The 24,786-nt window shown below is 70.9% G+C and carries 28 protein-coding genes and 1 riboswitch; of the genes, 13 read left to right on the top strand and 15 right to left on the bottom strand.

Annotated elements, in window-relative coordinates:
- Window positions 1-4: 4 nt before the first annotated feature.
- A complete protein-coding gene (pgeF, locus tag ABZS69_RS06685) occupies window positions 5-712 on the top strand; it encodes a peptidoglycan editing factor PgeF (protein WP_355367621.1) in 708 nt (235 codons plus the stop codon).
- Window positions 713-956: 244 nt separating this feature from the next.
- On the opposite strand, the gene ABZS69_RS06680 is transcribed toward pgeF, so the two are convergent.
- The 3 genes from ABZS69_RS06680 to ABZS69_RS06670 are packed head-to-tail and all read right to left on the bottom strand — an operon-like array spanning window position 957 to window position 3,194.
- Window positions 957-1,301 carry a hypothetical protein gene (locus ABZS69_RS06680; protein WP_355367618.1) on the bottom strand — a complete coding sequence of 115 codons (345 nt, stop codon included), beginning with the start codon at window positions 1,299-1,301 and terminating at the stop codon, window positions 957-959.
- Window positions 1,302-1,327: 26 nt separating this feature from the next.
- A complete protein-coding gene (locus ABZS69_RS06675; protein WP_355367615.1) occupies window positions 1,328-2,476 on the bottom strand; it encodes an ATP-dependent DNA ligase in 1,149 nt (382 codons plus the stop codon).
- Window positions 2,451-3,194 carry a pyrimidine reductase family protein gene (locus ABZS69_RS06670; protein ID WP_355367612.1) on the bottom strand — a complete coding sequence of 248 codons (744 nt, stop codon included), beginning with the start codon at window positions 3,192-3,194 and terminating at the stop codon, window positions 2,451-2,453. Before ABZS69_RS06670 ends, ABZS69_RS06675 begins: the two co-directional genes overlap by 26 nt.
- 211 nt (window positions 3,195-3,405) lie before the next feature.
- Here ABZS69_RS06670 and ABZS69_RS06665 point away from each other — a divergent pair, with 211 nt between their 5' ends.
- Entirely contained in the window at window positions 3,406-3,819 is a 414-nt protein-coding gene (locus ABZS69_RS06665) for a hypothetical protein (RefSeq protein WP_355367609.1), read from the top strand.
- Here ABZS69_RS06665 and glgX read toward each other — a convergent pair.
- Together glgX and ABZS69_RS06655 are read right to left on the bottom strand one after the other, a co-directional pair.
- Entirely contained in the window at window positions 3,773-5,893 is a 2,121-nt protein-coding gene (gene glgX, locus ABZS69_RS06660; protein WP_355367606.1) for a glycogen debranching protein GlgX, read from the bottom strand. The two genes, ABZS69_RS06665 and glgX, sit on opposite strands and share 47 nt — an antisense overlap.
- Before the next feature lie 111 nt (window positions 5,894-6,004).
- Complete coding sequence (locus ABZS69_RS06655; protein WP_355367603.1) at window positions 6,005-6,430, bottom strand: OsmC family protein; 426 nt, start codon at window positions 6,428-6,430, stop codon at window positions 6,005-6,007.
- Window positions 6,431-6,582: 152 nt separating this feature from the next.
- Between ABZS69_RS06655 and ABZS69_RS06650 the strand changes: the two genes are divergently transcribed.
- The 4 genes from ABZS69_RS06650 to ABZS69_RS06635 all read left to right on the top strand — a co-directional run bounded on the left by ABZS69_RS06650 (window position 6,583) and on the right by ABZS69_RS06635 (window position 9,551).
- Window positions 6,583-7,140: a sigma-70 family RNA polymerase sigma factor gene (locus tag ABZS69_RS06650; protein WP_355367600.1), complete on the top strand. Its 558-nt coding sequence runs from the start codon at window positions 6,583-6,585 to the stop codon at window positions 7,138-7,140.
- Window positions 7,140-8,030, top strand: coding sequence for a maleylpyruvate isomerase family mycothiol-dependent enzyme (locus tag ABZS69_RS06645; RefSeq protein ID WP_355367597.1), 891 nt, complete (start codon window positions 7,140-7,142; stop codon window positions 8,028-8,030). Before ABZS69_RS06650 ends, ABZS69_RS06645 begins: the two co-directional genes overlap by 1 nt.
- Window positions 8,031-8,274: 244 nt before the next feature.
- Window positions 8,275-8,871 (top strand): hypothetical protein, encoded by a 597-nt coding sequence (locus tag ABZS69_RS06640; protein WP_355367594.1) that lies wholly within the window; start codon window positions 8,275-8,277, stop codon window positions 8,869-8,871.
- Between the two features lie 104 nt (window positions 8,872-8,975).
- A complete protein-coding gene (locus ABZS69_RS06635; RefSeq protein ID WP_355367591.1) occupies window positions 8,976-9,551 on the top strand; it encodes an HD domain-containing protein in 576 nt (191 codons plus the stop codon).
- 26 nt (window positions 9,552-9,577) lie between these two features.
- Here the strand turns inward: ABZS69_RS06635 and ABZS69_RS06630 are convergent, their stop codons facing one another.
- Window positions 9,578-10,915, bottom strand: coding sequence for an ankyrin repeat domain-containing protein (locus tag ABZS69_RS06630; RefSeq protein WP_355367588.1), 1,338 nt, complete (start codon window positions 10,913-10,915; stop codon window positions 9,578-9,580).
- Between the two features lie 168 nt (window positions 10,916-11,083).
- Here ABZS69_RS06630 and ABZS69_RS06625 point away from each other — a divergent pair, with 168 nt between their 5' ends.
- The gene (locus ABZS69_RS06625; protein ID WP_355367585.1) at window positions 11,084-11,809 is read left to right on the top strand and encodes a DUF1707 domain-containing protein; all 726 of its coding nucleotides are present in this window, start codon (window positions 11,084-11,086) and stop codon (window positions 11,807-11,809) included.
- An 18-nt stretch (window positions 11,810-11,827) separates the two neighbouring features.
- On the opposite strand, the gene ABZS69_RS06620 is transcribed toward ABZS69_RS06625, so the two are convergent.
- From ABZS69_RS06620 to ABZS69_RS06600, 5 genes are all read right to left on the bottom strand, one after another.
- A complete protein-coding gene (locus tag ABZS69_RS06620) occupies window positions 11,828-12,580 on the bottom strand; it encodes a sirohydrochlorin chelatase (RefSeq protein ID WP_355367582.1) in 753 nt (250 codons plus the stop codon).
- Window positions 12,581-12,603: 23 nt separating this feature from the next.
- Complete coding sequence (locus ABZS69_RS06615) at window positions 12,604-13,332, bottom strand: phosphoadenylyl-sulfate reductase (protein WP_355367579.1); 729 nt, start codon at window positions 13,330-13,332, stop codon at window positions 12,604-12,606.
- Window positions 13,329-13,472 (bottom strand): Insertion element protein, encoded by a 144-nt coding sequence (locus tag ABZS69_RS06610; protein WP_185077756.1) that lies wholly within the window; start codon window positions 13,470-13,472, stop codon window positions 13,329-13,331. The genes ABZS69_RS06615 and ABZS69_RS06610 overlap by 4 nt, the downstream gene beginning before the upstream one ends.
- A complete protein-coding gene (locus tag ABZS69_RS06605; protein WP_355367576.1) occupies window positions 13,469-15,157 on the bottom strand; it encodes a nitrite/sulfite reductase in 1,689 nt (562 codons plus the stop codon). The genes ABZS69_RS06610 and ABZS69_RS06605 overlap by 4 nt, the downstream gene beginning before the upstream one ends.
- Window positions 15,158-15,265: 108 nt before the next feature.
- On the bottom strand, window positions 15,266-15,352 hold the full coding sequence (locus ABZS69_RS06600) for a putative leader peptide (protein WP_350723228.1): 87 nt from the start codon (window positions 15,350-15,352) through the stop codon (window positions 15,266-15,268).
- Window positions 15,353-15,603: 251 nt separating this feature from the next.
- Here ABZS69_RS06600 and ABZS69_RS06595 point away from each other — a divergent pair, with 251 nt between their 5' ends.
- From ABZS69_RS06595 to glyA, 4 genes are all read left to right on the top strand, one after another.
- Complete coding sequence (locus ABZS69_RS06595; RefSeq protein ID WP_355368310.1) at window positions 15,604-16,368, top strand: TIGR03084 family metal-binding protein; 765 nt, start codon at window positions 15,604-15,606, stop codon at window positions 16,366-16,368.
- A gap of 54 nt (window positions 16,369-16,422) precedes the next feature.
- Window positions 16,423-16,797, top strand: coding sequence for a YccF domain-containing protein (locus tag ABZS69_RS06590; RefSeq protein WP_355367573.1), 375 nt, complete (start codon window positions 16,423-16,425; stop codon window positions 16,795-16,797).
- A gap of 57 nt (window positions 16,798-16,854) precedes the next feature.
- Window positions 16,855-17,787 (top strand): YihY/virulence factor BrkB family protein, encoded by a 933-nt coding sequence (locus ABZS69_RS06585; protein WP_355367570.1) that lies wholly within the window; start codon window positions 16,855-16,857, stop codon window positions 17,785-17,787.
- A gap of 79 nt (window positions 17,788-17,866) precedes the next feature.
- A riboswitch (ZMP/ZTP riboswitch) is annotated at window positions 17,867-17,949 on the top strand.
- A gap of 24 nt (window positions 17,950-17,973) precedes the next feature.
- On the top strand, window positions 17,974-19,224 hold the full coding sequence (glyA, locus tag ABZS69_RS06580; protein ID WP_355367567.1) for a serine hydroxymethyltransferase: 1,251 nt from the start codon (window positions 17,974-17,976) through the stop codon (window positions 19,222-19,224).
- A 290-nt stretch (window positions 19,225-19,514) separates the two neighbouring features.
- Here glyA and ABZS69_RS06575 read toward each other — a convergent pair whose 3' ends face one another.
- The 3 genes from ABZS69_RS06575 to ABZS69_RS06565 all read right to left on the bottom strand — a co-directional run bounded on the left by ABZS69_RS06575 (window position 19,515) and on the right by ABZS69_RS06565 (window position 22,232).
- Window positions 19,515-20,801, bottom strand: a complete 1,287-nt coding sequence (locus ABZS69_RS06575; RefSeq protein ID WP_355367564.1) for a CHRD domain-containing protein — start codon at window positions 20,799-20,801, stop codon at window positions 19,515-19,517.
- A 163-nt stretch (window positions 20,802-20,964) separates the two neighbouring features.
- On the bottom strand, window positions 20,965-21,672 hold the full coding sequence (locus ABZS69_RS06570) for a zf-HC2 domain-containing protein (protein WP_355367561.1): 708 nt from the start codon (window positions 21,670-21,672) through the stop codon (window positions 20,965-20,967).
- Window positions 21,669-22,232: a sigma-70 family RNA polymerase sigma factor gene (locus ABZS69_RS06565; protein ID WP_355367558.1), complete on the bottom strand. Its 564-nt coding sequence runs from the start codon at window positions 22,230-22,232 to the stop codon at window positions 21,669-21,671. Before ABZS69_RS06565 ends, ABZS69_RS06570 begins: the two co-directional genes overlap by 4 nt.
- A gap of 283 nt (window positions 22,233-22,515) precedes the next feature.
- Between ABZS69_RS06565 and rsgA the strand changes: the two genes are divergently transcribed.
- Together rsgA and ABZS69_RS06555 are read left to right on the top strand one after the other, a co-directional pair.
- The gene (gene rsgA, locus ABZS69_RS06560) at window positions 22,516-23,613 is read left to right on the top strand and encodes a ribosome small subunit-dependent GTPase A (RefSeq protein ID WP_355367555.1); all 1,098 of its coding nucleotides are present in this window, start codon (window positions 22,516-22,518) and stop codon (window positions 23,611-23,613) included.
- A gap of 57 nt (window positions 23,614-23,670) precedes the next feature.
- Complete coding sequence (locus tag ABZS69_RS06555; protein ID WP_355367552.1) at window positions 23,671-24,303, top strand: phosphoribosyltransferase; 633 nt, start codon at window positions 23,671-23,673, stop codon at window positions 24,301-24,303.
- A gap of 61 nt (window positions 24,304-24,364) precedes the next feature.
- On the opposite strand, the gene ABZS69_RS06550 is transcribed toward ABZS69_RS06555, so the two are convergent.
- Window positions 24,365-24,766 (bottom strand): ATP-binding protein, encoded by a 402-nt coding sequence (locus tag ABZS69_RS06550; protein ID WP_355367549.1) that lies wholly within the window; start codon window positions 24,764-24,766, stop codon window positions 24,365-24,367.
- Window positions 24,767-24,786 lie beyond the last annotated feature (20 nt).

The raw sequence follows: 24,786 nt of genomic DNA, 5'->3' as shown, positions 1-24,786 counted from the left end.
GGGCATGGAGCTGGCCCCTGGAGTGCGTGTCGCCGTCACCGATCGCCACGGAGGGATCAGCGCCCCGCCGTACGGGTCGCGCAACCTCGGCGGGCTGGTCGGCGACGACCCGGAGGCCGTGCGGGCCAACCGGGCGGGCGTCGCGGCCGAGCTGGGCGTGCGGGGCGTCGTGTTCATGCGCCAGGTCCACAGCGCCGACGTCGCCTACGTGAGCGAGCCCTTCGGGGACGACCCGCCGGCGCTCGACGGGGTGTTCACCACCGAGCCGGGGCTGGCGCTGGCCTCGCTCGGGGCCGACTGCCCGGCGGTGCTGGTGGCCGACCCGGTGGCGCGCATGGTGGGCGCCGCCCACTCCGGCCGCCCCGGCACCGAGGCGGGCATCGCGACCGCCCTGGTCGCGGCCATGGTGGCCAAGGGTGCGGCGCCGGGCCGGATGGCCGCGCTGGTCGGGCCCGGCGCGTGCGGCCGCTGCTACGAGGTGCCCGCCGAGCTGCGCGAGCGGGTGGCCGCCCGCGTCCCCGAGACGTGGTCCACGACGTCGTGGCAGACGCCCGCGCTCGACCTGCGGGCCGGGATCGAGGCCCAGCTCCGCGCGGCCGGGGTCCAGGACGTGCGCCACGACGCGCGCTGCACGATCGAGTCGGCGGAGCTGTACTCGCACCGCAGGGAGCAGCCGGGCGGTCGCTTCGCCGGGCTCATCTGGCTCGCGTAGGGCCCGGCAACCGCCATCGAGGTCGTCACGCCGCCGGCCGAGCGCGAGGATCTCCCCGCGCCACAAGCAGCCGACCGGCTTCGAACCCGCCACACCGAACGCCCGCCGCAGCCGGTCGGCAGCCCCCAAGACGGCCACCGACACCCCCTCACCGCGAACGCTGGTCCGGCCTGGCCACAGGCGCTTTCGCACCCTGAGCGGCGAGCCCGGCCCCGGGACGGGTGGCGCGCCGTGTCGGTGAGCTCTACTTGCCCCCCTGCCGTCCCGAGCTGAAGATCGCGTTGATGATGATGATCCCGCCCCAGATCGGCACCAGGTAGATCGACTTGCTGTCCCCGAACAGGACCAGCGCGAGGGTGGAGAGGGTGCCGAGGCAGAGCGAGACGATCGCCAGCGCGAGCCGCTGCCCGTCGGGCGCCCGGTCGTGAGCCGGCGCCTTCGGCGCCCGCTGGGCGATGCGCTCGTCCACCCGCCGATCGACCTCCTGCCCCATCTTGTCGAGGAAGGACTCGACCAAGGCGTCCTCGAACTCCGGCCCGAGGTCGCGACGGGCGGACACCGCCGCCTTTAACTCATCCCCTGTACTCATATGTCGAGATATAACGGGACACCCCGCTACCGGGCAAGGATGTCGTCCAGGTTGTAACTCACCGGACGTTCGAGCTGCTCGTACGTGCACGACTCCGGCGTGCGGTCGGGCCGCCACCGCCGCCACTGCGCCGTGTGCCGGAACCGGTCGCCCTCCATCTGGTCATAGGCCACCTCGATCACCAGCTCCGGCCTGAGCGGGATGAACGACAGGTCCTTCTTGGCGTTCCACCGCGACACCGCGCCCGGCACCCGCTGCCCGCCCGTCGCGGGCCCGGCGGCGGGCTGGCCGAGGTTGGCCGTCGCCTGCTCGGCCCAGTGGCCCCAGGGGTGCTCGCTCAGCTCCGCGATGTACGGCTTGATCTCCTCGACCAGCTCGGCCCGGCGCGCCATCGGGAACGAGGCCGCCACGCCCACGTGGTGCAGCCGCCCGTCGTCGCCATAGAGGCCGAGCAGCAGCGACCCGACGATCGGGCCCGACTTGTGCTCGCGGTAGCCGCAGATCACCACGTCGGCCGTGCGCTCGTGCTTGACCTTGAACATCGTGCGCTTGTCGGGCACGTACGGCTGGTCGCCCGGCTTGACGATGATGCCGTCGAGCCCCGCGCCCTCGAACGTCTCGAACCACTCGGCCGCCCGCTCGTCGCTGGTCGTGACCGGGGTCAGCCGAATAGATCCACCTTTTTCCGGAAATATCCCCTCAAGCCGCGCGCGGCGCTCCGAGAACGGCGCCTCCATCAGCGACTCGTCGCCCAGCGCCAGCAGATCGAACGCGACGAACTGGGCCGGCGTCCGCTCCGACAGCAGCTTCACCCGCGAGGCGGCCGGATGGATGCGCTGCTGCAGCGCGTCGAAGTCGAGCTGCGACCCCATCGGCAGCACGATCTCGCCGTCCACCACGCACCTGTCCGGCAGCTCGGCCCGGACCGCCTCGACCAGCTCCGGGAAGTAGCGCGTGAACGGCCGCTCGTTGCGGCTGCCCAGATAGACCTCGTCGCCGTCGCGGAACACGATGCACCGGAAACCGTCCCACTTCGGCTCGTAGAACAGCGAGCCGTTCTGCTTGGGCATGGCCTTGACCGGCTTGGCCAGCATCGGCGGCACCGGCGGGCGCACCGGCAGATTGGGCACCGGCTGCTCTTCGGCGGGCTCAGTGGGCTGAGACGGCTCGGTCATGGCTCTGCTCCCTCGTGTATTTGCAGAAGAGGACCCCCTCCTCCTCCAGCACCTGGCTGAGGCCCAGTGTGACGTGCGCGGGCTCGCCGTTGAGAACGCGGGCCGCGCCGCCGCCGACCAGCAGCGGGCTGATCGACAGGCACATCTCGTCGACCAGGTCGTGCGCCGCGAGCTGGGCGTTGACCCTGGGGCCGCCCTCGCACAGGATCCTGGTCAGCCCGCGCGCGTGCAGCTCCGTGACGGCCAGCGGCAGGTCGACGCTCTCGCCCCCGGCCACGATGACGTCGCAGTGCCCGGCCGCCGCCTTGCGCCGCTCGTGCGGGGCGGCCTCGCAGGTGATCACGATCGTCCGGCTGGGGGCCTCGGTGAACAGCTCGTCGTCGAGGTCGAAGTCCATGCTGCGGGTGATGACCGCGATGGGCGGCACCTCCGGCCTGCCGACCCGGAGCTCGGCCCACGAGTCACGCGGAGGGACGGGGCCGTACCCCTCCTTGCGCACGGTCGCGGCGCCCGCGAGGACGACGTCGGCCAGGCCGCGCAGGACCTGGAAGATCCGCCTGTCGCCGGCGCTCGACAGCCCGCCCGAGCGGTCGTTCAGCCACGCCGCGCCGTCGGCGCTGGCCACCATGTTGAGCCGCAGCCACGGCCGGCCCTCGGGGTAGGCGTACGCCTGCACGATATCCGGGTTGTCCTGTATGTCGGGATGGATGCGCCGCACCCCTCTACCTTGGCACACCCCACCGACAACCCACCGAACGGGAGAGCCCGCAGCGCCGTCCGGCGGTCCGCCTGACGCCTGTCCTGCGGCCCGGGTGGCCGTCCGGGTAGGTATTTCGGGAAATGGGGCGTATAGCGCTTTTGTGTATCCAAGGACGCGCGGGCGTTCGCGTGCTTACCGTGACGGCAGGGGATCGGGGAGGGGAGGCCCTGTGGGTCTGGTCACCGCTGTCGCGTGGACGATCGCCGCCCTCGTGGGGGTGTACCTGCTCTATTACTGGCTCTCCGGAGACGGGCTGCGCCGGGCCAAGGTCACCCGGTTCCCCGTCGCGCTGGTGTTCGCCCACCCCACGGTGGCCGTGTCGGCGCTGGTGTGCTGGGTGGGCGGGCTGGTCACCGGCAACAGAGCGCTGGCGTGGGCCTCGTTCGGGGGGCTGGCGGTGGCGGCGCTGCTGGGGTTCGTGATGTTCACGCGCTGGCTCGGGGCCGGGCGGCACAAGATGGGCGGGCGCCGGTTCCCGGTGCTGGCGGTGACGCTGCACGGCCTGGCGGGGGTGGCGACGTTCGCGCTGGTGCTGCTCACCGCGAGCGTGGCTGGCGCAGGACCTGGAGGGAGCGGGCCGTGACGGCCACGAGGTCGCCGGCCTGCCAGCCCTCGTCGAGGAACGGCTCCTCCATCGTGTCGTGGCTGGTGTCGAGCATGGGCACCCATCCGGTGCCGCACTCCTCGCCCGGCAGCGTGAACGGCATGTTCTCGTGGTGGGCGTTGATGAGCAGCAGGAACGAGTCGTCCACGATCCGCTCGCCCCGCGGCCCAGGCTCGGTGATGGCCTCGCCGTTGAGATAGACCATGAGCGACTTGGCGTAGCCGATGTGCCAGTCGCCCGAGGTCATCTCCGTGCCGCCCGGGGTGAGCCAGACCAGGTCGCGCTTGCCGTCGTCGGGGTGGCGGCCGTGGAAGAAGCGGCGGCGCTGGAAGACCGGGTGCTCGCGGCGCAGCTTCGACAGCGCCCTGACGAACTCCAGTAGCTCCGGCTCCGTGTGGACCATCGACCAGTCGACCCAGGCCAGCTCGTTGTCCTGGCAGTAGGCGTTGTTGTTGCCGCGCTGGGTGCGGCCGAGCTCGTCGCCGTGGGAGAGCATGGGCACGCCCTGCGACAGGAACAGGGTGGCCAGGAAGTTGCGGCGCTGGCGGCGGCGGAGCTGGACGATGGCGGGGTCCTCGACGGGGCCCTCGGCGCCGCAGTTCCAGGAGCGGTTGTCGTTGGTGCCGTCGCGGTTGTCCTCGCCGTTGGCCTCGTTGTGCTTGTGGTCGTACGAGACCAGGTCGGCGAGGGTGAAGCCGTCGTGGCAGGTCACGAAGTTGATCGAGGCGACCGGGCGGCGGCCGGAGGACTCGTAGAGGTCGGCGGAGCCGGTCAGGCGGGAGGCGAACTCGGGGAGCGCCGAATGCGTGCCCCTCCAGAAATCTCGCACGATATCCCGGTATTTGCCGTTCCACTCCGTCCACAAAGGCGGGAAATTCCCGACCTGGTAGCCGCCAGGCCCCACGTCCCACGGCTCGGCGATCAGCTTGACCTGCGAGATCACCGGGTCCTGCTGGATCAGGTCGAAGAACGCGCTCAGCCGGTCGACGTCGTGCAGCTCCCGGGCCAGCGCCGACGCCAGATCGAAGCGGAACCCGTCGACGTGCATGTCGAGCACCCAGTAACGCAGCGAGTCCATGATCAGCTGCAGGGCGTGCGGCGAGCGTACGTTGAGGGAGTTTCCGCACCCGGTGTAGTCGAGGTAGTAGCGCCGGTCGCCGTCGTGCAGGCGGTAGTAGGCGGCGTTGTCGATCCCCCGGAACCCCAGCGTGGGCCCCATGTGGTCGCCCTCGGCCGTGTGGTTGTAGACGACGTCGAGGATGACCTCGATGCCCGCCTCGTGCAGCGCCCGCACCATCGCCTTGAACTCCAGCACCTGCTGCCCCCGCGTCCCCGCGCTGGAGTAGCCGCCGTGGGGCGCCAGGTAGGCCATGGTGTTGTAGCCCCAGTAGTTGGTCAGCCCGCGGGCGACCAGGAAGTGCTCGGGGATGTAGTGGTGGACCGGCATCAGCTCGACCGCCGTCACGCCCAGCGACAGCAGGTGATCGATGATCGCCGGATGCCCCACCCCCGCGTACGTGCCGCGCAGGTCGGGCGGCACGTCGGGGTGGCGCATGGTGAGCCCGCGCACGTGGGCCTCGTAGATCACGGTCTGGTGGTACGGGATGCGCGGCGGCCGGTCGTTGCCCCACTCGAAGAACGGGTTGATGACCACGTTCTTCGGCATGTAGGGGGCGCTGTCCTCGGTGTTGCGCCGGGTCGGATCGGTGAAGTAGTAGGGGAACAGCGCCTGGTTCCAGGTCAGCTCGCCGTCGATGGCCTTGGCGTAGGGGTCGAGCAGCAGCTTGGCGGGGTTGCACCGGTGGCCCTGGGCCGGGTCGTGCGGCCCGTGGACGCGGAAGCCGTAGCGCTGACCCGGCTGGATGCCCGGCAGGTAGCCGTGCCAGACGAACCCGTCGACCTCGGGCAGGTCGACGCGCTCCTCGGTGCCGTCGTCATGAAAAAGGCACAGCTCGACTCGCTCGGCGACCTCGGAGAACACCGCAAAGCTGGTGCCAACGCCATCCCAGGTGCCGCCGAGTGGATAGGGCTCGCCCGGCCAGACCTCGCGCATGTGGCCCAATTGTCGCACGCGAACACGCTCTTGGTCTCTCAATGCGCCGATCGCCCTCCGTACCGGGGCCTCCGCGTGCCCGGCCGGGTGCCGGGCAGGTCGCGGAGACCGTCAGAGCAGCTCGGCGTGGAGCGTGATCATGGTGCCCGCCAGGGCCTTGCTGACCGGGCAGTTGGCCTTCGCCGTCTCGGCGGCCTCCTCGAACTGCTCGGCCGAGATGCCGGGAACGTGGCCCTTCACCGTGAGCACGATGCCCGTGATGCCCTCACCCGGCTGGAACGTCACGTCGGCGCTGGTCTGCAGGGACTCCGGCGGCGTGCCGGCACCGGCCAGCCCGTGCGAGAGCGCCATCGAGAAGCAGGAGGAGTGGGCGGCCGCGATGAGCTCCTCCGGGGACGTCTTGCCGTTGGCCGCCTCGGCCCTGGACGGCCAGGAGACCTCGAACGTGCCGACGCCCGAGGTGTCGAGCGATACGGTGCCCGAACCGTCGAGCAGGGCGCCCTTCCACTGGGTGGTGGCGGTGCGAGTGGTGGCCATGGCGTGTGCTCCCTCCGTACTGGTCCTCCGACCTTATCGCGAGCCCACAAAGAGCGGTCCCGTCGGTCATCCAGCTCTACTTTTCCGGCGAATAATGACATGCTCGGGTCGCGGCGCACCCGCCGCCTTGGTCCGGATTACACGGGAGTGTGGTGCCAGTGGAGGCACCGTACGACGACCGCCTGCTGCACCAGCGGGTGGTCGGCGGCGATGAGTCCGCGCTGGGCGAGGTCTACGATCGGCTCTCCCCGCTGATCTTCGGGCTCGCGCTGCGGGTCACCAGGGACCGGGTGATCGCCGAGGACATCACTCAGGAGGTGTTCCTGGTCTTCTGGGAGCGCCCCCTGTCCTACGACCCGGAACGCGGCACCTTACGCGCCTGGCTGGCGACGATCGCGCACCGCCGCGCCGTCGACCACGTGCGCGCCGAGGAGCGGCGCCGGGTGTCGGCGCTCGGGCCCAGACTGTTCGAGCGCGAACCTGACAGACTGGAGGACACGGTCCTGGCCTCGGACGAGGCCAAACGGGTACGGCAGGCGGTGACCTCGCTGCCCGACGGCCTGCGGGAGGCGGTCGAGCTCGCCTACTTCGGCGGCCGGACCTACCGGCAGGTGAGCGAGGAGCTGGGCGTGCCCGAGGGCACGGCCAAATCGCGCATCCGGCTGGCGCTGAGACGCCTGGCGGACGCGCTTGCGGAGGAAGAGGTGTAATGGACCCCGTCGAGCGCCTCTATCTGGACGCGATGATGGAGGACCCCGAGGTGCCGGCCCGCTCGCTGCGGCCCCAGCTCCTGGCCGGGGCCAGGGCCCGGCGCAGGCCCGCGGCCCCCACCGCGGTCTGGGCGGAGCCGTACGCGGGGCGGGTGGCGGCGATGGACGCGCTGCTGGCCGCGGCCGTGGACGACGACTGGTCGCGCGTGATCGTCGAGGGCTGGACCCTCCAGGAGCTCGTGGCCCACCTGGCCGCCAAGGACGGCCTCTTGGCCGCCTCCGTCGGCGCCCCCGTGCTGGGGCCGCCCATGGGCGCGACCGACTCGCTGGGACGTACGAACGACGTGCAGGCGTACGAGCGCACCCGCAGCCCCGAGCAGACGAGAAGGGACTGGCGGGCCCAGGCCGACGCCCTCTGCCGTCACCTGGCCGACCTGCCGCCCACGACCCCGGCCACCCTGGACGGCATGGAGGTCCCGGTGCTCGACCATCTCCTGGCGCGCTGCCTGGAGACCTGGATCCACACGGCCGACGCCGCCGAGACCGCCCAGGTGCGCCTCCCCGACCCGGTCGCCGACCACATCCGCCCGACCGCGGACCTGTGCGCCCGCCTGCTGCCCTGGACGATGCTCCTGTCGGGCATGGACGGCTCCGGCCGCACCCTCCACCTCACGCTGACGGGCGCGGGCGGGGGCGAGTGGCAGGTGCCGCTGGGCGTGGAGGACGCCGGGCCCGGCGAGCCGGATGCCCACATCACGGCGGACGTGGTCACGTTCTGCTTCCTGCTGGGCGGCAGGGGGGAGCCCGCCGCGTTCCCGGCCGAACTGGCCGGCGACCTGTCGCTGGCCAGGGACGTCCTGGCCTCGGCCCCGGCGCTCTCCGGCCCGTGACCGCCGGCCGTGCTGTCCATTGTGGGGGAATTAGGCGGGAAATGCGGTGTAATGCGGCTTGAGGGCGCCAGGTGACCGCAAAATCATTGTTTAATTACCCCTCTTGGCTTTGACAGGTTATTTGGGTTTACGGAGTTAGCCGAGAATCTTCCCATGGGTACGTCTGCCCCTGTCTGAGCGCCTGCGGTTAGACAGTGGGCGTTGGATTTCGGGCCGATCTACCCATGAACGGAAACGAATGCACGTGAACACTGAAAGTCGGCAATCGCGGACGCCACGCCATGGGCGGGCCGCGACACTAACTCTGGCCGGCGCGATCGTCGGCTCCCTGCTCCTGCCCACGGGTCTGGCGGCCGCGGCGAGCGCAGTGCCCAGCAGCGTCGCCGTCCAGACGGACGTCGGGGTCTTCTCGGGGGAGAAGCCGCCGCTCTGTGGCAAGCACTGCGGCCGCGGCCGTGGATGGGGAGGATGCTGGCGCCCCTGGTGTGGCCCGTGGGGCTGGGGCGGCCGTCGCCACCACCGCGACGACGACGAGGAGATCATCCGCATCCGCCGTCCGCGTCTCCACCACCACCACCGTCCGGAGCACCGCCCGCCGACGGTCCAGGCGCCTCCCGTCAAGGAGGAGCCGGTCAAGGAGGAGCCGGTCAAGGAGGAGCCGGTCAAGGACGACGACGACTGGGACTGGGGCGACCAGGACTGGGGCCGGGATGACCAGGGCGCCCGGGGCGACCAGGACGACAAGGCCGACAAGGACGAGAAGGACGAGAAGGACGACAAGGGCCGCAGCGACAGCTGGTGGCCCGACGGCAACGACTGGCGGGATTTCTTCCGCGATTAGACGGTGAGCGGAAACAGCTCCCGTTTTCGGAGAAACGGTCGATGACAAATGCCGTGGCCAGGAAACGGCCACGGCATTTGCCGTATGACGAGAGAGGGGTCCTCATGATGGACGACGTGACGGGATTGGCGGGACTTCTGTACGAGTTCGGTCTGCTCAAGCGCTACAAGCGGACCGGGTGGCTGGTGGCGGGCGTACGGGACCCGGAGAGCATCGCCGAGCACTCGTTCCGCGCGGCCGTCATCGCCAGTGTGATCGCCAGGCTCGAAGGCGCGAATCCTGAGCGGGCCGCGTTCATGAGCCTCTTCCACGACACCCAGGAAACCCGCATCACCGACATCCCGTACATCGGCAAGCGCTACCTCAAGGCCGCCTCCAACGAGGACGTCACCGCCGACCAGATGCGCGGCCTGCCCGCGGAGGTGGCCGACATGGTCGGCGACGCGGTGGGGGAGTACGAGGAGAAGGCCAGCCTGGAGGCGGTCTGCGCCCGGGACGCGGACAAGCTCGAATGCCTCATCCAGGCCATCGAATACCGGGAGCAGGGACACCAGAACGTCCAGGGCTGGATCGACAGCTCCCTGGACGCCCTGACGACCCCGACGGGCAAACGGCTGGCCGAGGAGGCCCTGCGCACCGGCACCCTGGAATGGGTGGCGCGCGTGCTCAACGGCGACTGAGGGCTCCCAGGCCCGGCGGGCGCGGGTCAGCCGGCGGCGGGCTGGGTGACGAGGTCGCGTTCGTACTCGTCCTCGCTTTCGGCCAGCACCCGCTCCACGCCCTGCGCGGCCCGCTCGTCGCCCCGCGTCAGCAGCCCGCGCGTGGCCTCGGCCACCGTGCGGAGGTCGGCGTCGGCGAGGCGGGCGGCCAGGGCCTCACGGATGAGGGGCGTGTCCTCGGACAGCCCGGCGAGCCCGGCGGTGGCCCAGTCGCGGACCTCCGCGTCGTCGTCCCGCGTCATCTCGATCAGCAGCGCCAGCCCCTCCTCGTGGTCCGGCGGCAGCACGTCGGCCAGCGCGATCGCGTCCGTCATCGTGCGCTTGTGCCCAGGACGCCCGATGACGTCCAGCACGTGCGGCAGCGCCCGGGCATCCCCCTGGTGTCCGAGCGCGGCCAGAACGGACCGTAGCACCTGCGGGTTGCCCTCCGTGGTGACCATCTTCTGCAGCAGCGGCAGCGTCGTCTCCAGGTACGGCTTCGCCCCCTCCGCGAACCCGAACTGGGCGATCGCGTCGACCCCGAACTCCCGCTCCCTGGCGTCCTCGCTCCCGCACAGCCGGACCAGCGCCTCGTACGTCTCGTCGTCCGCCCGCTTGCCCAGCGAGTCGGCCACGATCCACCAGGTCTCGGCGTCCTCGTCGATGTCGCGGTGCGCGACGGCCCGCGCCACGAGCTGCTCCACCGGCGTGTACGTGCCCGCCGCGTCCTCCAGCAGCGTCGCGACGGCGGCGTGGCCGCGCTGCGCCTGCACCTGCTCGCTCTCCGAGCCGTCGGCCGAGCGCCCGGCCACCGTGACCAGCTCGGTGCCGTCCTTGGCGAACTGGCGGGCCACGACGTACTCCCAGTCCTCCTTCTCGATCTGGTCGAGCAGCGCGCTCTCCAGATGCACGCCCACCCAGGAGGCGGCGATGTCGACCGGCATGTCGCCGTCGCCGTCGTACTTCTCGGGATCGGCGCCCGCCTCGAGCAGCACCTGCACCACGCCCAGCGCGCCGCGCCTGGCGGCCAGCGTGAGCGGGGTGTCGCCGGACTCGTTGGCCGCGTCGACCTCCGCGCCCGCCTCGATCAGCGCCCTTGCGGCGGCGGCGTGGCCGTTGGAGGCCGCCCAGAGCAGCGCCGTCCAGCCGCCCTCCTCCCGGCCGTTCACGTCGGCGCCGGCCGTCAGGAGCGCGCCGATCACCTCCACCCGGTCCCAGGAGGCGGCCGCGCACAGCGGCAGCCCCTCCTCACCTGGGCTGTTGGGATCGGCACCGCCGGCGAGCAGCTTGCCCACCGTCTCGGGCTCGCCGTTCAACGCCGCGCGGTAGAGCTGTTCCTCATGCATGACAGGGACCCTAGCCTGGTCCGGCCGCGCCCCGGGCCAAGCCAGAGCCCCGTGTCATCGCTTGGTACGCGCCAAAGCGGCTTCTAGGTTCAAACACCTACAAGGGATGACATGTTTTCCTTCTCGGGTAGGAGTCACAACCCCGGCAAGACGCGATATGTTGCGAGTATGACTGATCCCGGTGAGCTCCGCGCGTCGGACGCCGAGCGCGAGGCCGTCGTCGAGCAGCTCCGTGTCGCGTCCGTCGAGGGCAGGCTGACGCTCGCCGAGCTGACCGACCGTACGGAGGCCGCCTACACCGCGACCACGCACGCCGAGCTGGCCCTGCTCACCCAGGACCTGCCGGCGGGAGCGACGCCCCCGCGGGCGCCCGCCCCCGTGCCCGAGGGCCGGAAGCGGCGGTGGTTCGTGGGCGTCATGGGCGACTCCAAACGGCGCGGGACCTGGCAGATCGACCAGGAGCTCGGCGCCGTCGCCGTGATGGGCGACGTGCTGCTCGACCTGCGCGAGGCCGAGGTGCGCACGGACGTGGTGGACATCATGGCCGTCTCCGTGATGGGCGACGTGAAGATCATCGTGCCCGACGGCGTGAACGTGGACCTCGACGGCATGGCCGTCATGGGTGACAAGAAGGTGGACGTCCTCCAGGCGGCCCCCGGCATGAACGTCCCGGTGGTGCGCGTGCGCGCGTACGCGGTGATGGGCGACGTCAAGGTGATCGGCGACTCGCAGGCGCAGCCGGTGCAGCGCAGGTTCGCGGCCTGGCGGGAGCACTGGCGGCGGCTGCACGGCGAGGACTGGCGGGCGCTGGGCCGCCAGATGCGGTACGAGGCCCGCGAGCTGGGCAGGCAGATGCGCGAGGACGACCGCCGCGACCGGCGGGGCTACTACTAGGCGGGCTCAGCCGGTTGCTCAGCCCACCAGGGACGCGGCCGGCTGCCGCTGGGCCGCCTCGTAACGTTCCAGGAGCACGTCCACCAGCTCCGGCGCCGGGCCGAGCACGTCCGACACGACCGCGGCCCCCGCCTCCAGGCTCGTCAGCCGTACCTTGTCGGCGAAGTGACCGGGCGCCAGCAGGTACGGCGCGACGGCCACCCGCGGCGCGCCCGCGCGCCTGAGCGCGGCCACCGCCTCGGCGGGCGACGGCTCGGCGGCGGAGGCGTACGCGGGGGACACCGTCCACCAGCCGGAACGCCGCCACTCCCGCGCCTGTTTTGCGATCACCGCGTTGGCACGGGCGTCGCTCGAACCCGCCGACACCAGCACCACCGCCGTCTCCGGGTCGCCCGCGCGCACGCCCGCCTCGGCCAGGCGCCGCTCCAGCGCCGTCAGCAGCAGTGGGTGCGGCCCCAGCGTGGTGCCGTAGTGGACGCGCAGCCGCGGCTCGCGCGCCCGGACCTCGTTCAGCGCCGCCGGCAGGTCCACCCGGCTGTGGTAGGCCTCGGTGAGCAGCAGCGGCAGCACAACGGCCTCCTGGAGGCCGCTCAGCGCCTGCCCCAGGCTCGGGGTGCAGTGGTCGAGGTAGGCCACCCGTACGGGCACCTCAGGGCGCGCCAGGCGCACCTGGTCGAGCAGCGCGGCCACGGTGGCGGCGGCACGCGGATCTCGCGACCCGTGGGCCACCGCCACCAGTGGCACGCGGCCGGGGGCCGCCCCGCCTGCCAACGGGGCGGATCCCCTGCTGGGGATCACAGGTGAATGCCGCATTCGACCTTCCCCAGGCCCGCCCAGCGTCCGCTGCGCGGATCCTCTCCCTCCGCGACCTGCCGCGTGCACGGCGCGCAGCCGATCGAGGGGTAGTTGTCGTAGTGCAACGGGTTGATCAGCACCCCGTTGTCGGCGATGTAGTTGTCGACGTCGTCCTGGGTCCAGGCCGCGATCGGGTTGACCTTGACCATCTGCCGCTTGGCGTCCCACTCGACGACCTTGGTGCCGGTGCGGCTGGAGGACTCGTCGCGGCGGATGCCGGAGATCCACGCGAGGTACGGCTCCAGCGCCCGGTTGAGCGGCTCGACCTTGCGCAGGTAGCAGCACAGGTCGGGGTTGCGGCCGAACAGGCGCGGGCCGAGGTCGCGGTCCTGCTCCTCGACCGTCCGCGACGGCTTGATGTCGATCACGTTGACGTCATAGACCTGCCGCACCGCGTCCCGCGTGCCGACCGTCTCGGCGAAGTGGTAGCCGGTGTCGATGAACAGCACGTCGACGCCGGGCTTGACCCTGCTCACCAGGTCGATCAGGAGGGCGTCGCTCATCGAGGAGGTCAGGCACAGCCGGTCGCCGAACGTCGCCGCCGCCCAGCGGATGATCTCGCGGGCGGGGGCGCCCTCGAGGAACGTCGCGGCGGACTCGACGATGTCCTGCAGGTCAAGGGTCCCGCGCTGCTGTTTCAGGCCGACCTCGATGTCCACCAGCGTCATATCTTCACTCCGATCCCGAGAAACTTCAGCTTGAAGGCACGAGCGCAGGCGCGGCAGTACCAGCCGCCGTCCCCCTCGTAGGGTTCGAGGTCCTCGTCGCCGCAGTAGGGGCAGTGGAACGGGACCGCTCGCTCGCTCATTTGAGATCCGCCTCGTCGGCCCGCTGCACCCAGTCGGCGAACGACTCGCCTTCCTTCTTCTGGGCGTCGTAGTGCTTGACCACGCGCTCCACGTAGTCGGGCAGCGCCTTGGCGGTGGTCTTGAGACCGCGGACCTTGCGCCCGAACCCGGCGTTGACGCCGAGGGAGCCGCCCAGGTGGATCTGGAAGCCCTCGACCTGGTCGCCGTTCTCGTCCACCACGAGCTGGCCCTTGAGGCCGATGTCGGCGACCTGGATGCGGGCGCAGGAGTTGGGGCAGCCGTTGACGTTGATCGTCAGCGGCTCGTCGAACGTCGGCAGCCGCCGCTCCAGCTCGTCGATCAGGTCGGCGGCCGTGGCCTTGGTCTCGACGATGGCCAGCTTGCAGTACTCGATGCCGGTGCAGGCCATCGTCTGGCGGCGGAAGGTGGACGGCCGGACGCGCAGGTCGTTCGCCTCCAGCTCGGCCACGATCGAGTCGACCTGGTCGGGGGTGACGTCGAGGATGACCATCTTCTGCTCGACGGTCGTGCGGACCCGGCCGGAGCCGTGCCGCTCGGCGATGTCGGCGACCAGGTGCAGCCTGTCGCCGTCGAGCCGGCCCACCTTGGGCGCGAAGCCGACGTAGAAGTTGCCGTCCTTCTGCGGGAAGACGCCCACGTGGTCGCGGCGGCTGCCGCGCGGCTGCCCGGGGGCGGGGCCGTCGGGCAGCGCCTCCTTGAGGTATTCGGTCTCGAGGATCTCCCGGAACTTCTCCGTCCCCCAGTCGTTGACGAGGAACTTGATGCGGGCGCGGTGCCGCAGCCGCCGGTAGCCGTAGTCGCGGAAGACCCCGGCCACGCCCTCGTAGACGTCGGCCACCTGGTCCGGCCGGACGAACACGCCGAGCCGCTTGCCCAGCATCGGGTTGGTCGACAGGCCGCCGCCGACCCACAGGTCGTAACCCGTCTCACCCTGCTCGTTGACCACGCCCACGAACGCCACGTCGTTGATCTCGTGCACCGTGCAGTGTGCCGGGCAGCCGCTCACCGCCGACTTGAACTTGCGGGGCAGGTTGGAGTACGCCGGGTTGCCCACGATCCGGTCCTGCACCTCGTGGATCTGCCCGGTCGCGTCGAGCACCTCGTCGGCGTCGATCCCGGCCAGCGGGCAGCCCAGGATCACGCGCGGGGTGTCGCCGCACGCCTCGGTGGTGGACAGGCCCACGGCCTCCAGGCGCTCCCAGATGTCCGGCACCGACTCGATCTCGATCCAGTGGAGCTGGATGTTCTGGCGGTCGGTCAGGTCGGCGGTGCCGCGGCCGTACTCGTTGGAGATGTCCGCGATCGTGCGCAGCTGGGCCAGGTCGAGCTGGCCGCCGTCGATGCGCACCCGCAGCATGAAGTAGCGGTCGTCGAGCTCCTCCGGCTCCAGGATGGCGGTCTTGCCGCCGTCGATGCCGGGCTTGCGCTGGGTGTAGAGGCCGTACCAGCGCATGCGGCCACGCAGGTCGGCCGGGTCGATCGAGTCGAAGCCCCGCTTGGAGTAGATGTCGATGATGCGCTGGCGGACGTTGAGGCCGTCGTCGTTCTTCTTGTTCTCTTCGTTCTTGTTGAGCGGCTCCCGGTAACCGAGAGCCCACTGGCCTTCGCCGCGCGGGCGTTTGTGATGCCGGCTGGCAGGTGTGCGGCTGGCAGGGGTGCTCATTGCGCGTCCTTCGGATCATGGGCGCGCGCAGGGTTCCTCCTGCCTCGTCGTCGAGGGCAGGGGTGGAGAGGAGGATTGCGACGCGCTCAGCGGCAGAACAGGATGGGGTTACAGGCGGGCGTCGCAACAGATGGCACTGCGGACACGCTGAAGATCGACGTGGCGTCGACCGACGAGCATGGGGTCCGCTGGCATATCTAGAAGATACTCTGGCCGTCCCGTATGTCCAAGACATGGTCCAGAGTGTGGGACTGTCCAGCTCGGTCAACCCTGTCGTTTCCAGCTCAGATCGGGCTCGTGCGGCTTGTCCTGGACCTGGTGCTGGCAGTCGCACCAGGAGCCGCCGCGGCAGTCCTCGTGGCGTTTGTCCTTGCAGCTGTCGCAGATCACACTGGCGATTATTCTCCTAGAACGTTGTTCGGGTTAGGCTGGCGGGCGTGGATCTCATGGGCGAGTTGCTCGACGACCTGCGTGCCGAGACCGCGTCCCTCGAAGCCCTGCTCCAGCCGCTGGGGGACGACGACTGGGAGCGGCCCACGCCCGCCGCGGGCTGGGCGGTCCGCGACCAGGTGAGCCATCTGGCCTGGTTCGACGACGCCGCCGTGCGGGCCGCCACCGACCCCGAGGGCTATCGGGCCTCGCTGGCGGGCTTCACCTCCGTGGACGACCTCGCCGTGGAGGCGCGCGGGATGCCGCCGGCCGAGCTGTGCGCGTGGTTCCGCGCGGCCCGCGCCCGCAGCCTGGAGGTGTTCGCGACGCTGGACGCGCGCGAGCGGGTGCCGTGGTTCGGCCCCGCCATGTCGGCCGCCTCTTTCGTGACCGCGCGGCTGATGGAGACGTGGGCGCACGGCCAGGACGTGGCCGACGCGCTCGGCGTCGTCAGGGAGCCGACGGCCCGGCTGCGCCACGTGGCCATGATGGGCTTCCGCGCCCGGCCCTACAGCTTCGCCGTACGCGGCCTGCCGGTGCCCGAGGAGACCGTACGCGCCGAGCTGGCCATGCCGGACGGCACCATGTGGACGGCGGGGCCCGAGGGCGCGGACGGCCTGGTCCGCGGCACCGTCCTCGACTTCTGCCTGGCCGTCACCCAGCGCGTGCACCTGTCGGACACCGCGCTGGAGCTGACCGGCGAGCCCGCGCGGGCCTGGATGGAGATCGCGCAGGCGTTCGCCGGGCCTCCTGGCAAGGGGCGGGCCCCCAGGTCAGGGTGAAGTCAGGGTCTTGCCGGATGACGAGGTCGGCGCGGTCGATGACATCCTGTGAATATGCGCACGATTCTGAACGTCATCTGGCTGATCTTCGCGGGACTCTGGCTGGCCGCCGGCTACGCGCTGGCCGGGATCATCTGCTGCATCCTGATCATCACGATCCCGTTCGGCATCGCGTCCTTCCGGATCGCGGCGTACGCGCTGTGGCCCTTCGGCAGGACCGTGGTCCGCGATCCCGACGCGGGCGCGTTCTCCTTGGTCGGCAACGTCATCTGGTGCGTGGTCGCCGGCATCTGGCTCGCCATCGGCCACGTCGTGACCTCGATCCCGCTCTTCCTGTCGATCATCGGCATCCCGATGGGCATCGCGAACCTCAAACTCGTCCCCGTTTCTTTGCTTCCTCTGGGCGCGCGCATCGTTGACAACGACTAGGGCAGTGCCTGGGACGTAAGCTGTCCCGAAGAGTCACTGCGAATACCGTTGGGTGCCATGACGTCCACCGATGCGCCTCCCCGGCCGAAGAGAGGGCTCGTCTCCCACGCCAGGGCCAGGCTGAGCTGGGTGCTCGACACGAAATCGTGGGCGATCGTCCGCGCGGCCACCAACGCCGGCGTCACCTACCGGGTCACCGGCCTGGCGGGCGAGGCGGCGTTCTTCGCGCTGCTGTCGCTGCCGCCTTTCGTGCTGGGCCTGATCGGCGTGCTGGCCAAACTCGGCACCTGGCTGGGCTCCAGCGTGGTCGCCCAGGTCAAGGCGTGGGTGATCGACCAGGCCGGCGTCCTGTTCACCGAAGAGGCCGTCACCAAGGTGATCAACCCGCTCCTCACCGACGTGCTCAGCGACGACGCGAGCAAGGTGTCGATCATCTCGGTCGGCTTCCTGCTGTCGCTCTGGTCCGGCTCCAGGGCCCTGTACGTGTACGTCGACCTCATCTCCGTCGCCTACGGGCTCGGCGAGGAGCGCGGCATCATCCGCACCAGGCTGATGTCGTTCGGCCTCTACGTCATCGGCCTGATCATCGGCATCATCGTCATGCCGATCCTGGTCATCGGCCCGACCCTGCTCAGGGACGCCCTGCCCGGCCAGTACGGCGTCCTCATCGACATCCTCTACTGGCCGGTCGTGATCATCGGCTCGGTCCTGTTCCTGACCGTGCTCTACCACGTCAGCGTGCCGGTGCGGACCAAGTGGTACCGGGAGCTGCCCGGCGCGATTCTGGCGCTGTTCCTGTGGATCGTGTGCGCGGCGGTGCTGCGGGCCGTGCTGGCCGCCTGGTTCTCGCCCGTGTCGGTCTACGGGTCGCTGGCCGCGCCCATCGCCGTGCTCCTCTGGCTCTACATCACCGCCCTGGCCGTGCTCATCGGGGCCATCCTGAACGCCGAGGTGGACCGGCTCTGGCCGGGCGTCAGCCGTACCAAATAGGGCTCTCCCGGCACGGAGGCGCCGGTCGCCGGGCCGTGGTGACGCGCGGGATGGGGCCCGGTGACATCCGCTATCGTCTACCAGGAGACGCGACTGGCGCATTTGGTGGGATCGACCACCGGGGAGCGAAAGGAGCGGAGGCCGTGCGCCTGGGTCTTCGCAATTGTCAACGATGACAGGAGAATCATGAGTTCTCTCGCGAGCGTCGACCCGCAGATCGCCGAGCTCATCAAGGCGGAAGAGCGGCGCCAGGCCGACACCGTCAAGCTCATCGCGTCCGAAAACTACGTGTCCAAGGCCGTGCTCGAGGCCACCGGCACCGTCCTCACCAACAAATACTCCGAGGGCTACGCGGGCAAGCGCTACTACGAGGGCCAGCAGGTCATCGACCAGATCGAGACCGTGGCCATCGAGCGGGCCAAGTCGGTGTTCGGCGTCAACCACGCCAACGTCCAGCCCTACTCCGGCTCGCCGGCCAACCTCGCCATCTACATGGCGTTCCTGCAGCCGGGCGACACCGTCATGGGCATGGGCCTGCCGTTCGGCGGCCACCTCACCCACGGCTGGTCCGTCTCCGCCACCGGCAAGTGGTTCAACCCGGTCCGCTACGGCGTACGCAAGGACACCGGCCGCATCGACCTCGACGAGGTGCGTCAGCTCGCCCTCGAGCACCGGCCGAAGCTGATCTTCTGCGGCGGCACCGCGATCCCGCGCACGATCGACTTCGAGGGCTTCGCCTCGATCGCCCGCGAGGTCGGGGCCGTGCTGGCCGCCGACATCGCCCACATCGCCGGCCTGGTGGCGGGCGGCGCGCACCCGTCCCCGGTGGGCCACGCGGACGTGATCTCCACGACCACGCACAAGACGCTGCGCGGCCCGCGCGGCGCCATGCTGATGGCCACGAGCGACGAGCACGCCACGGCGCTCAACAAGGCCGTCTTCCCCGGCCTGCAGGGCGGCCCCCACAACCACACCACCGCCGCCATCGCCGTCGCGCTCCACGAGGCCGCCCAGCCGTCGTTCCGCGATTACGCCCACCAGGTCGTCGCCAACGCCAAGACCCTGGCCGACGAGCTCGCCTCCCGCGGGTTCGACCTGGTCTCCGGCGGCACCGACAACCACCTGATCCTGCTCGACCTCACGCCCAAGGGCATCGGCGGCAAGCCCGCCGCCCAGGCGCTCGACCGGGCGGGGCTGGAGACCAACTACAACACGGTCCCGTTCGACACCCGCAAGCCGTTCGACCCGTCCGGCATCCGCATCGGCACCCCGTCCGTCACCTCCCGTGGCATGGGCGAGGCCGAGATGCGCCAGATCGGCGCCTGGATGGACGAGGTCGTCACGGCCCTGGCCAAGGGGGACGCCGAGGACGTCATCGCGCGCGTGCACCACGAGGTCAGCGAGCTCACGGCGCAGTTCCCCGCCCCGGGCCTGTAACCGACTCCCGCCACGGCGGAGCACAACAAAAGGGACAGCCGGCATCCGGCTGTCCCTTTTCCCACTGTGCCGCCGGGCTGTGCTGTGTCGCTGGGTCGCCCGTGCTCCGGCCGTAGAAGAAGCGAACGCCCCGCCGCACGGGCTCCCGGAGTGCGGCGGGGCGTTCGGTGCGAGCGGGGCGGGCCGGAGTGCCCCGCTCGCGGTGGCCGACCGGCGGCCCGGGGGACCTGGGCCGGATCGACCGGGGAAGGCGTTCCGGGGGACGGGACCGAATCGTCCCCTGGAAGGCCTCAGCCGAGGAAGAGGTAGTCGGCCCCGTACGGGACGCGGACCTCGGAGCCCGGCGTGCAGGCGCCGGCCGGGGCGACGCCGCCCGTGGTGTTCAGGCGCAGGATCTGCGTGGCGTGCGCGAGCAGCCCGCTGTCCTTGCCCGCCTGGGTGGCGTCCAGCACCAGCTCGGGGATGTTGCCGTCGCCGTTGGGCGTCTTGGTGACGACCGAGCCGCGCACCGCGCTGCCGTCTGGGGCGATCCACTGCGGCGGGCCGGCGGCGGGCGTGACGAACGAGTGGTCGATCCCGCGCCGCAGCCTGGCCGAGACGCCGAGCTGGGTGAAGGCGTACCCGCCGCTCGGCTGCGCCGTGCAGGAGTAGATCTGCGCGCCGCGCAGCACGTCGGCGGTGAGGGCGCGCGGGTGGGTGAACGGCCGGTCGGAGAGCTGGCCGCGCACGGCGCCGCCGTCGAAGTCGGACGTGTGCAGGTTCGCGTAGTAGCGGCCGGGGTGGGCCGCGACGCGCTTGGCGACGGCGGCGGCGACCGGGGCCTCGCCCGCGACGCCGGTCAGGTTCTCCGGCAGGGCGCCCGCGAACAGGTCCGCGATCACTGGACCGTTCCCACCTGCGGAACCCTTGTGCAGGTGGCCGTCGGTGACCGCGCCGAGCCCCGACCAGAAGGCCGTGTACGCGATGGACGAGCCGCCGGGACGCAGCCACCACGCGGCCTGGCCGTCCTGGTCGCCGCGCTTCTTGCCGTCGTTCTCCCGCACCTCCTGCGCCCCGTCGGCGCGCGCGGAGAGCATGGCCTGGTCGCTGCCCTGCAGCACGCCGTTGAGGTCGATCGGCTTGTTCAGCCGGTGGAACTGGCCGCGGACCGCGCCCTTGGGGTGCTTGGCGTCGTGCAGGTTGGCGTAGAAGCCGCCGGGGTTGTCGATGAGCGCCTTGACCAGCTCGTTGTCGGCCTTGACGGTGCCGGTGACGCCGAGCACGCCGGCGGGGAGCGGCTTGGTGAAGAACTCGAGCCTGACGTCCCCGTCGGCGCCCTTCGCGCCCAGGTGGACATGGCCGGCGGTGGGCGTGTCGATCTTGTTCCAGCGGGCCGCGAACGTGACCTCGTTCCCACTGATCCTGATCACGACCGTCGAACGGCCGTCGGCGTCGCCCTTGGCGCCCACCTCGTTGGCGCCCCGCAGGCCGGCGGCGAGGTAGACGTCGTCACCCGAGGCGTTCGCCGGCGCGGCGGGGAAGGCGAGCAGGGCGGCGGCCAGCAGCGTGCCAGGAATGGTGATCTTTCGGATGAACATGGCTAAACCTCTTAAAGGGTTTGATATTCCGGTTGGTACGGCAGGCAGTACGCGCCCGGCACCGGGGGAGGTTCAACCCGCGAATCCGTAATTTTGCACATTCGCCCGGAGGCACGAAAAAGCCCTCCCACCAGCGGCGGGAGGGCTTCGAGCGCCTGATGGGTCAGGCGTTGATGGTGAGCAGCTTCTTGCCTGCCGAGGTCACCACCTCGAAATGGTCGATGTCCTTCAGCGGCGTCGCGCTGCCGCCGTGCATGTAGAGCGGATCGGGCGAACCCGGCACTCCGTACCCGGCTGGAGGTACGGACCACCCGGTCATCACCCGGCGCTCGCCCGACTTGCCGACCGAGACCAGCTCGCATTCGAGCGGCCCCTTCACCCCGGCCAGCTTGAGCGCGGCGTGCGTGCCCCAGGCCTTCGACTCGATCACCAGCCCGCCGGTGACCCCGTCGACGCCCGTCCCCTCGATGGGCTTGCCGTCGGCGTAGAACTGCTCGGCCGGGCCCAGGTGGGAGTGCTCCTGGGCGATCGGGGGGACGTCGCCGACGGACAGCTGCGTGCCGACCGTCACCCCGCCGGCCACGAGCGTGACCGCCGCCGCCATCCCGATCACGAACGTCCCCCTGCGGGTCTTCCTGTCGGCGGACCTCTTGCGCTGGAGCATGTCGATCACCGGCTCGGGGGAGGGCGCCCCGTAGTCCTCCACCGGGCCGATCTCGCTCAGCACGCTGGCCATGCCGGAAAGATCGGAAAGTTCGGAGCGGCAGGGGGCGCAACCCAGGAGATGCGCCTCGAAGGCCATCCTGTCGTCCTCCTCCAGCAGACCGAGCGCGTACGCGCCCACGTCTGTGTGCTCGACTCTCGAAGTCACGCCGTCACCCCCCTCTCCTCAAGTGCGATCCGCAACGCGCGAACGGCGTAGTAAACCCGGGACTTCACGGTTCCGACCGGGATGCCCAGCGCCTCGGCGGCGTCGTTGACCGACCGGTCTCGCAAGATCGTCTCGTTGAGGATCTCGCGATGTGCCGGCGACAACGCCTTCAGCGCCTCTGACACGACCACCTGGTGCAGCAGGCCCTCCATCTCGTCAGGCACGGGCATCGTCTCCAGCGGCCCGTCACCCGACTCCTGAGGGCGGGCGTCCCGGCGCCGCCGGTCATCGATCACGATACGTCTGGCGACCGTCGCGAGCCAGGGCATCAGTGAGGCCGACTCGGGATCGAGCCGCTCCGCACTGCGCCAGGCCCGGATCATGGTCTCCTGCACCACGTCTTCCGCCCACTGCCGATCGCCCGCCGTCAACCTGATCACGAAAGCCAGCAACGGCCTGTGATACTCCTGGTAGAGCGCGGACACTGCCGCCTCGTCATTTGGCACCCCGTCATCCGGCCGCACGCGGCGGATCCAGTGTCGAAAACGCGGCTTCCCCATGGGGGCGGCTCCCTCGGCCGAGGGCGGGGGATAAGTGCTGGTGTGCATCATTCCCCTTTCTCGGGTCCGTCGGCAGGTGGTACGGCCAGCCGCCCTGACAGGGTTCAACAGATCGCCATACTTAATGCGATTGCGTCCTTACCGGAGGAGTGCGTAGAGTCTGCGTCAACTGATCGAGGAGGTGAGGACTATGCGGGTCGTCTCGTTCCGTGTGCCCTTCGTCCACCTCCCCGGGCTCCGCTGAGCTGCCGGGTTTCCCTTCTCGATCAAAGGTTTCACTGCGTTGTCTCACGATCTTTCCCTGCTCGGCTGGACCGGCTTCCGCGCCGCCGAGCTGCCCGCTGACACCGTCCCCGCCCGCGTGGCCCGCGTCGACCGCGGCGCCGCCGAGGTGATCGCGGCGGAGGGTCAGCTTCATGTCAAGTACGGCGCCCGCGTCCGCAGGGCGTCGGCGGCCGACCCGGTCGCGCTGCCGTGCGTGGGCGACTGGGTCGCGCTCAGGCTGCTCCCGGAGGGCCGCCACGAGCTCGACGAGGTCCTGCCGCGGACGACCGCGTTCATCAGGGGCGGCGTGAGCCGCGACTCGGTGGGCGGCCTGTCCGGCGACGGCCAGGGCCAGGTGCTCGCCGCGAACGTCGACGTCGTCTTCGTGGCCGAGCCGTCCATGCACTCCACGGACTTCGCCGACCTCGGCCGCATCGAGCGCCTCGTCGCGCTGGCCTGGGAGTCCGGCGCCACGCCCGTGGTGCTCATCACCAAGTCCGACCTGTTCGAGGCCGGCCTCGACGAGCTGCTCGCCGACGTCCGGGTGGCCGCGCCCGGCGTGGACGTGCACGCGGTCTCGTCCCTGCGCGGGGACGGGGTCTCGCTGGTCGCGAGCTACCTGGAGGGATCCCGTACGGCCGTGATCCTCGGCCCGTCGGGAGCCGGCAAGTCCACCCTGGTCAACACGCTGGCCGGGGATACCCTCATGGAGACCCAGCAGGTGCGCGCCGCCGACGGGCGGGGCCGGCACACCACCGTGCACCGGGAGCTCATCCCGCTGTCCGGGGGCGGGCTGGTCATCGACACGCCCGGGATCCGGCGGATCGGCCTCTACGACATCGCCGACGGCGTCGACCTGGTCTTCTCCGACATCGAGGCGCTGGCCGAGCGGTGCCGGTTCGGCGACTGCGGGCACTCGGAAGAGCCGGGTTGCGCGGTGCTGGTCGCGCTGGAGAGCGGCGAGTTGCCGGAGCGGCGGCTGGAGAGCTGGCGCAAGCTGCGGCGGGAGGCGGCCTGGATGGCCACCAGGACCGACGCCCGCCTGCGCAAGGAGCAGCAGAACAAGTGGAAGCTCATCACCAAGGAGATGCGCCGCTCGGGCCGGAGCCGGCCCTAGAGGAGGCCCCGCCGCCGGGGAGGCGAGGAGCGCGTTCGAACGGGTAGGGCACTGGTCATGGAGCTCTTCGCAGACCGGGCCCAGGCCGGAGAGCTGCTCGCGGAGCGGTTGGAGGACGTGCGCGACCCCGTCGTGCTCGCCCTGCCCCGCGGCGGCGTGGCGGTGGCCCTGCCGATCGCACGCCGGCTCGGCGCCCCCCTCGACGTCCTCGTGACGCGCAAGATCGGCTATCCGCCCGCCCCCGAGCTGGGGGTGGGCGCGATAGCCGAGGGCGGCGAGCCCGTGTTCGACCACACGCTGCTGCGCCGCCTGGGCATGACGCCCGAGTCGGTGGCGGACGTGGTCGAGAAGGAGCGGCGCGAGCTGGCGCGCAGGGTGCACGCCTACCGCGGCGACCGCCCGCTGCCCGCGCTGGAGGCGCGTGAGGTGATCGTGGTGGACGACGGCCTGGCCACCGGCGGCACCGCGCGTGCCGCGCTCAGGGCCGTCCGCACGGCCAAGCCCGCCGAGGTGACCCTGGCCGTGCCGGTCGGGGCCCGCGAGACCGTCGCCTCGCTGCGGGAGGAGGCCGACGAGGTGGTCGTCCTGCGCATGCCGATCGACTTCAGGGCGGTCGGCCAGTGGTACGAGCACTTCGACCAGCTCACCGACGCCGACGTGCTCGAACTGCTCGACCGGGCGCGGCGATGAGGACAGGCCGAAACGCGCCCCGGCCGGGGGATCGGGCTCAGGGGCTTAGGGGCTTAGGGGGTCAGGCGGCGAGCACGGCCCAGACGAGCTTGCGGGCGCCGCCGGGGGACAGCCAGCCCCAGGCGGTGCAGAGGGCGTCGATCAGCCGCAGCCCCCGCCCGAACTCGGAGAACACGTCGGGTGCGGCCGCCACGGGAACGGTCCGGCTGTGGTCGGTCACCACGCACGCCAGCTCCGGCCCGTGCGACAGCAGCCGCAGCTGCGCGGCTCCGCCACCGTGCCGCATCGCGTTGGTCACCAGCTCCGACACCACCAGCTGGGCGTCGAAGGCCACCCCCAGCACCCCCCAGGTGGTGAGCGTCTGATCGACGAACCGCCGGGCCGTCGCCACGCAGGCGGGCTCGAGCGCGACCCGTTGATGAAAGGGGAACACCGCGTCGCACTCCCAGGTTTGCCCCTCCACGAGAATGGAAGAAAGCCATC

Origin of the sequence: Nonomuraea sp. NPDC005650 (assembly GCF_040605375.1) — a bacterium.
Classification (GTDB): Bacteria; Actinomycetota; Actinomycetes; order Streptosporangiales; family Streptosporangiaceae; genus Nonomuraea.
Note: the sequence above shows the minus strand (reverse complement) of the source record. Positions and strands in the feature narration are given on the sequence as shown.

Bases quoted from the DNA above. Each gene is read 5' to 3' on its own strand.
- ABZS69_RS06635 (WP_355367591.1), top strand. From the start codon at position 8,976: ATGATGGACGACGTGACGGGATTGGCGGGACTTCTGTACGAGTTCGGT.
- ABZS69_RS06610 (WP_185077756.1), bottom strand. From the start codon at position 13,472: ATGAGCGAGCGAGCGGTCCCGTTCCACTGCCCCTACTGCGGCGACGAG.
- pgeF (WP_355367621.1), top strand. From the start codon at position 5: ATGGAGCTGGCCCCTGGAGTGCGTGTCGCCGTCACCGATCGCCACGGA.
- ABZS69_RS06655 (WP_355367603.1), bottom strand. From the start codon at position 6,430: ATGGCCACCACTCGCACCGCCACCACCCAGTGGAAGGGCGCCCTGCTC.
- ABZS69_RS06565 (WP_355367558.1), bottom strand. From the start codon at position 22,232: ATGGGGAAGCCGCGTTTTCGACACTGGATCCGCCGCGTGCGGCCGGAT.
- ABZS69_RS06630 (WP_355367588.1), bottom strand. From the start codon at position 10,915: ATGCATGAGGAACAGCTCTACCGCGCGGCGTTGAACGGCGAGCCCGAG.
- ABZS69_RS06595 (WP_355368310.1), top strand. From the start codon at position 15,604: ATGGGCGAGTTGCTCGACGACCTGCGTGCCGAGACCGCGTCCCTCGAA.
- ABZS69_RS06675 (WP_355367615.1), bottom strand. From the start codon at position 2,476: ATGACCGAGCCGTCTCAGCCCACTGAGCCCGCCGAAGAGCAGCCGGTG.
- ABZS69_RS06555 (WP_355367552.1), top strand. From the start codon at position 23,671: ATGGAGCTCTTCGCAGACCGGGCCCAGGCCGGAGAGCTGCTCGCGGAG.
- ABZS69_RS06575 (WP_355367564.1), bottom strand. From the start codon at position 20,801: ATGTTCATCCGAAAGATCACCATTCCTGGCACGCTGCTGGCCGCCGCC.
- ABZS69_RS06615 (WP_355367579.1), bottom strand. From the start codon at position 13,332: ATGACGCTGGTGGACATCGAGGTCGGCCTGAAACAGCAGCGCGGGACC.
- ABZS69_RS06645 (WP_355367597.1), top strand. From the start codon at position 7,140: ATGGACCCCGTCGAGCGCCTCTATCTGGACGCGATGATGGAGGACCCC.
- ABZS69_RS06600 (WP_350723228.1), bottom strand. From the start codon at position 15,352: ATGCCAGCGGACCCCATGCTCGTCGGTCGACGCCACGTCGATCTTCAG.
- glyA (WP_355367567.1), top strand. From the start codon at position 17,974: ATGAGTTCTCTCGCGAGCGTCGACCCGCAGATCGCCGAGCTCATCAAG.
- glgX (WP_355367606.1), bottom strand. From the start codon at position 5,893: ATGCGCGAGGTCTGGCCGGGCGAGCCCTATCCACTCGGCGGCACCTGG.
- ABZS69_RS06605 (WP_355367576.1), bottom strand. From the start codon at position 15,157: ATGAGCACCCCTGCCAGCCGCACACCTGCCAGCCGGCATCACAAACGC.
- ABZS69_RS06585 (WP_355367570.1), top strand. From the start codon at position 16,855: ATGACGTCCACCGATGCGCCTCCCCGGCCGAAGAGAGGGCTCGTCTCC.
- ABZS69_RS06625 (WP_355367585.1), top strand. From the start codon at position 11,084: ATGACTGATCCCGGTGAGCTCCGCGCGTCGGACGCCGAGCGCGAGGCC.
- ABZS69_RS06680 (WP_355367618.1), bottom strand. From the start codon at position 1,301: ATGAGTACAGGGGATGAGTTAAAGGCGGCGGTGTCCGCCCGTCGCGAC.
- ABZS69_RS06590 (WP_355367573.1), top strand. From the start codon at position 16,423: ATGCGCACGATTCTGAACGTCATCTGGCTGATCTTCGCGGGACTCTGG.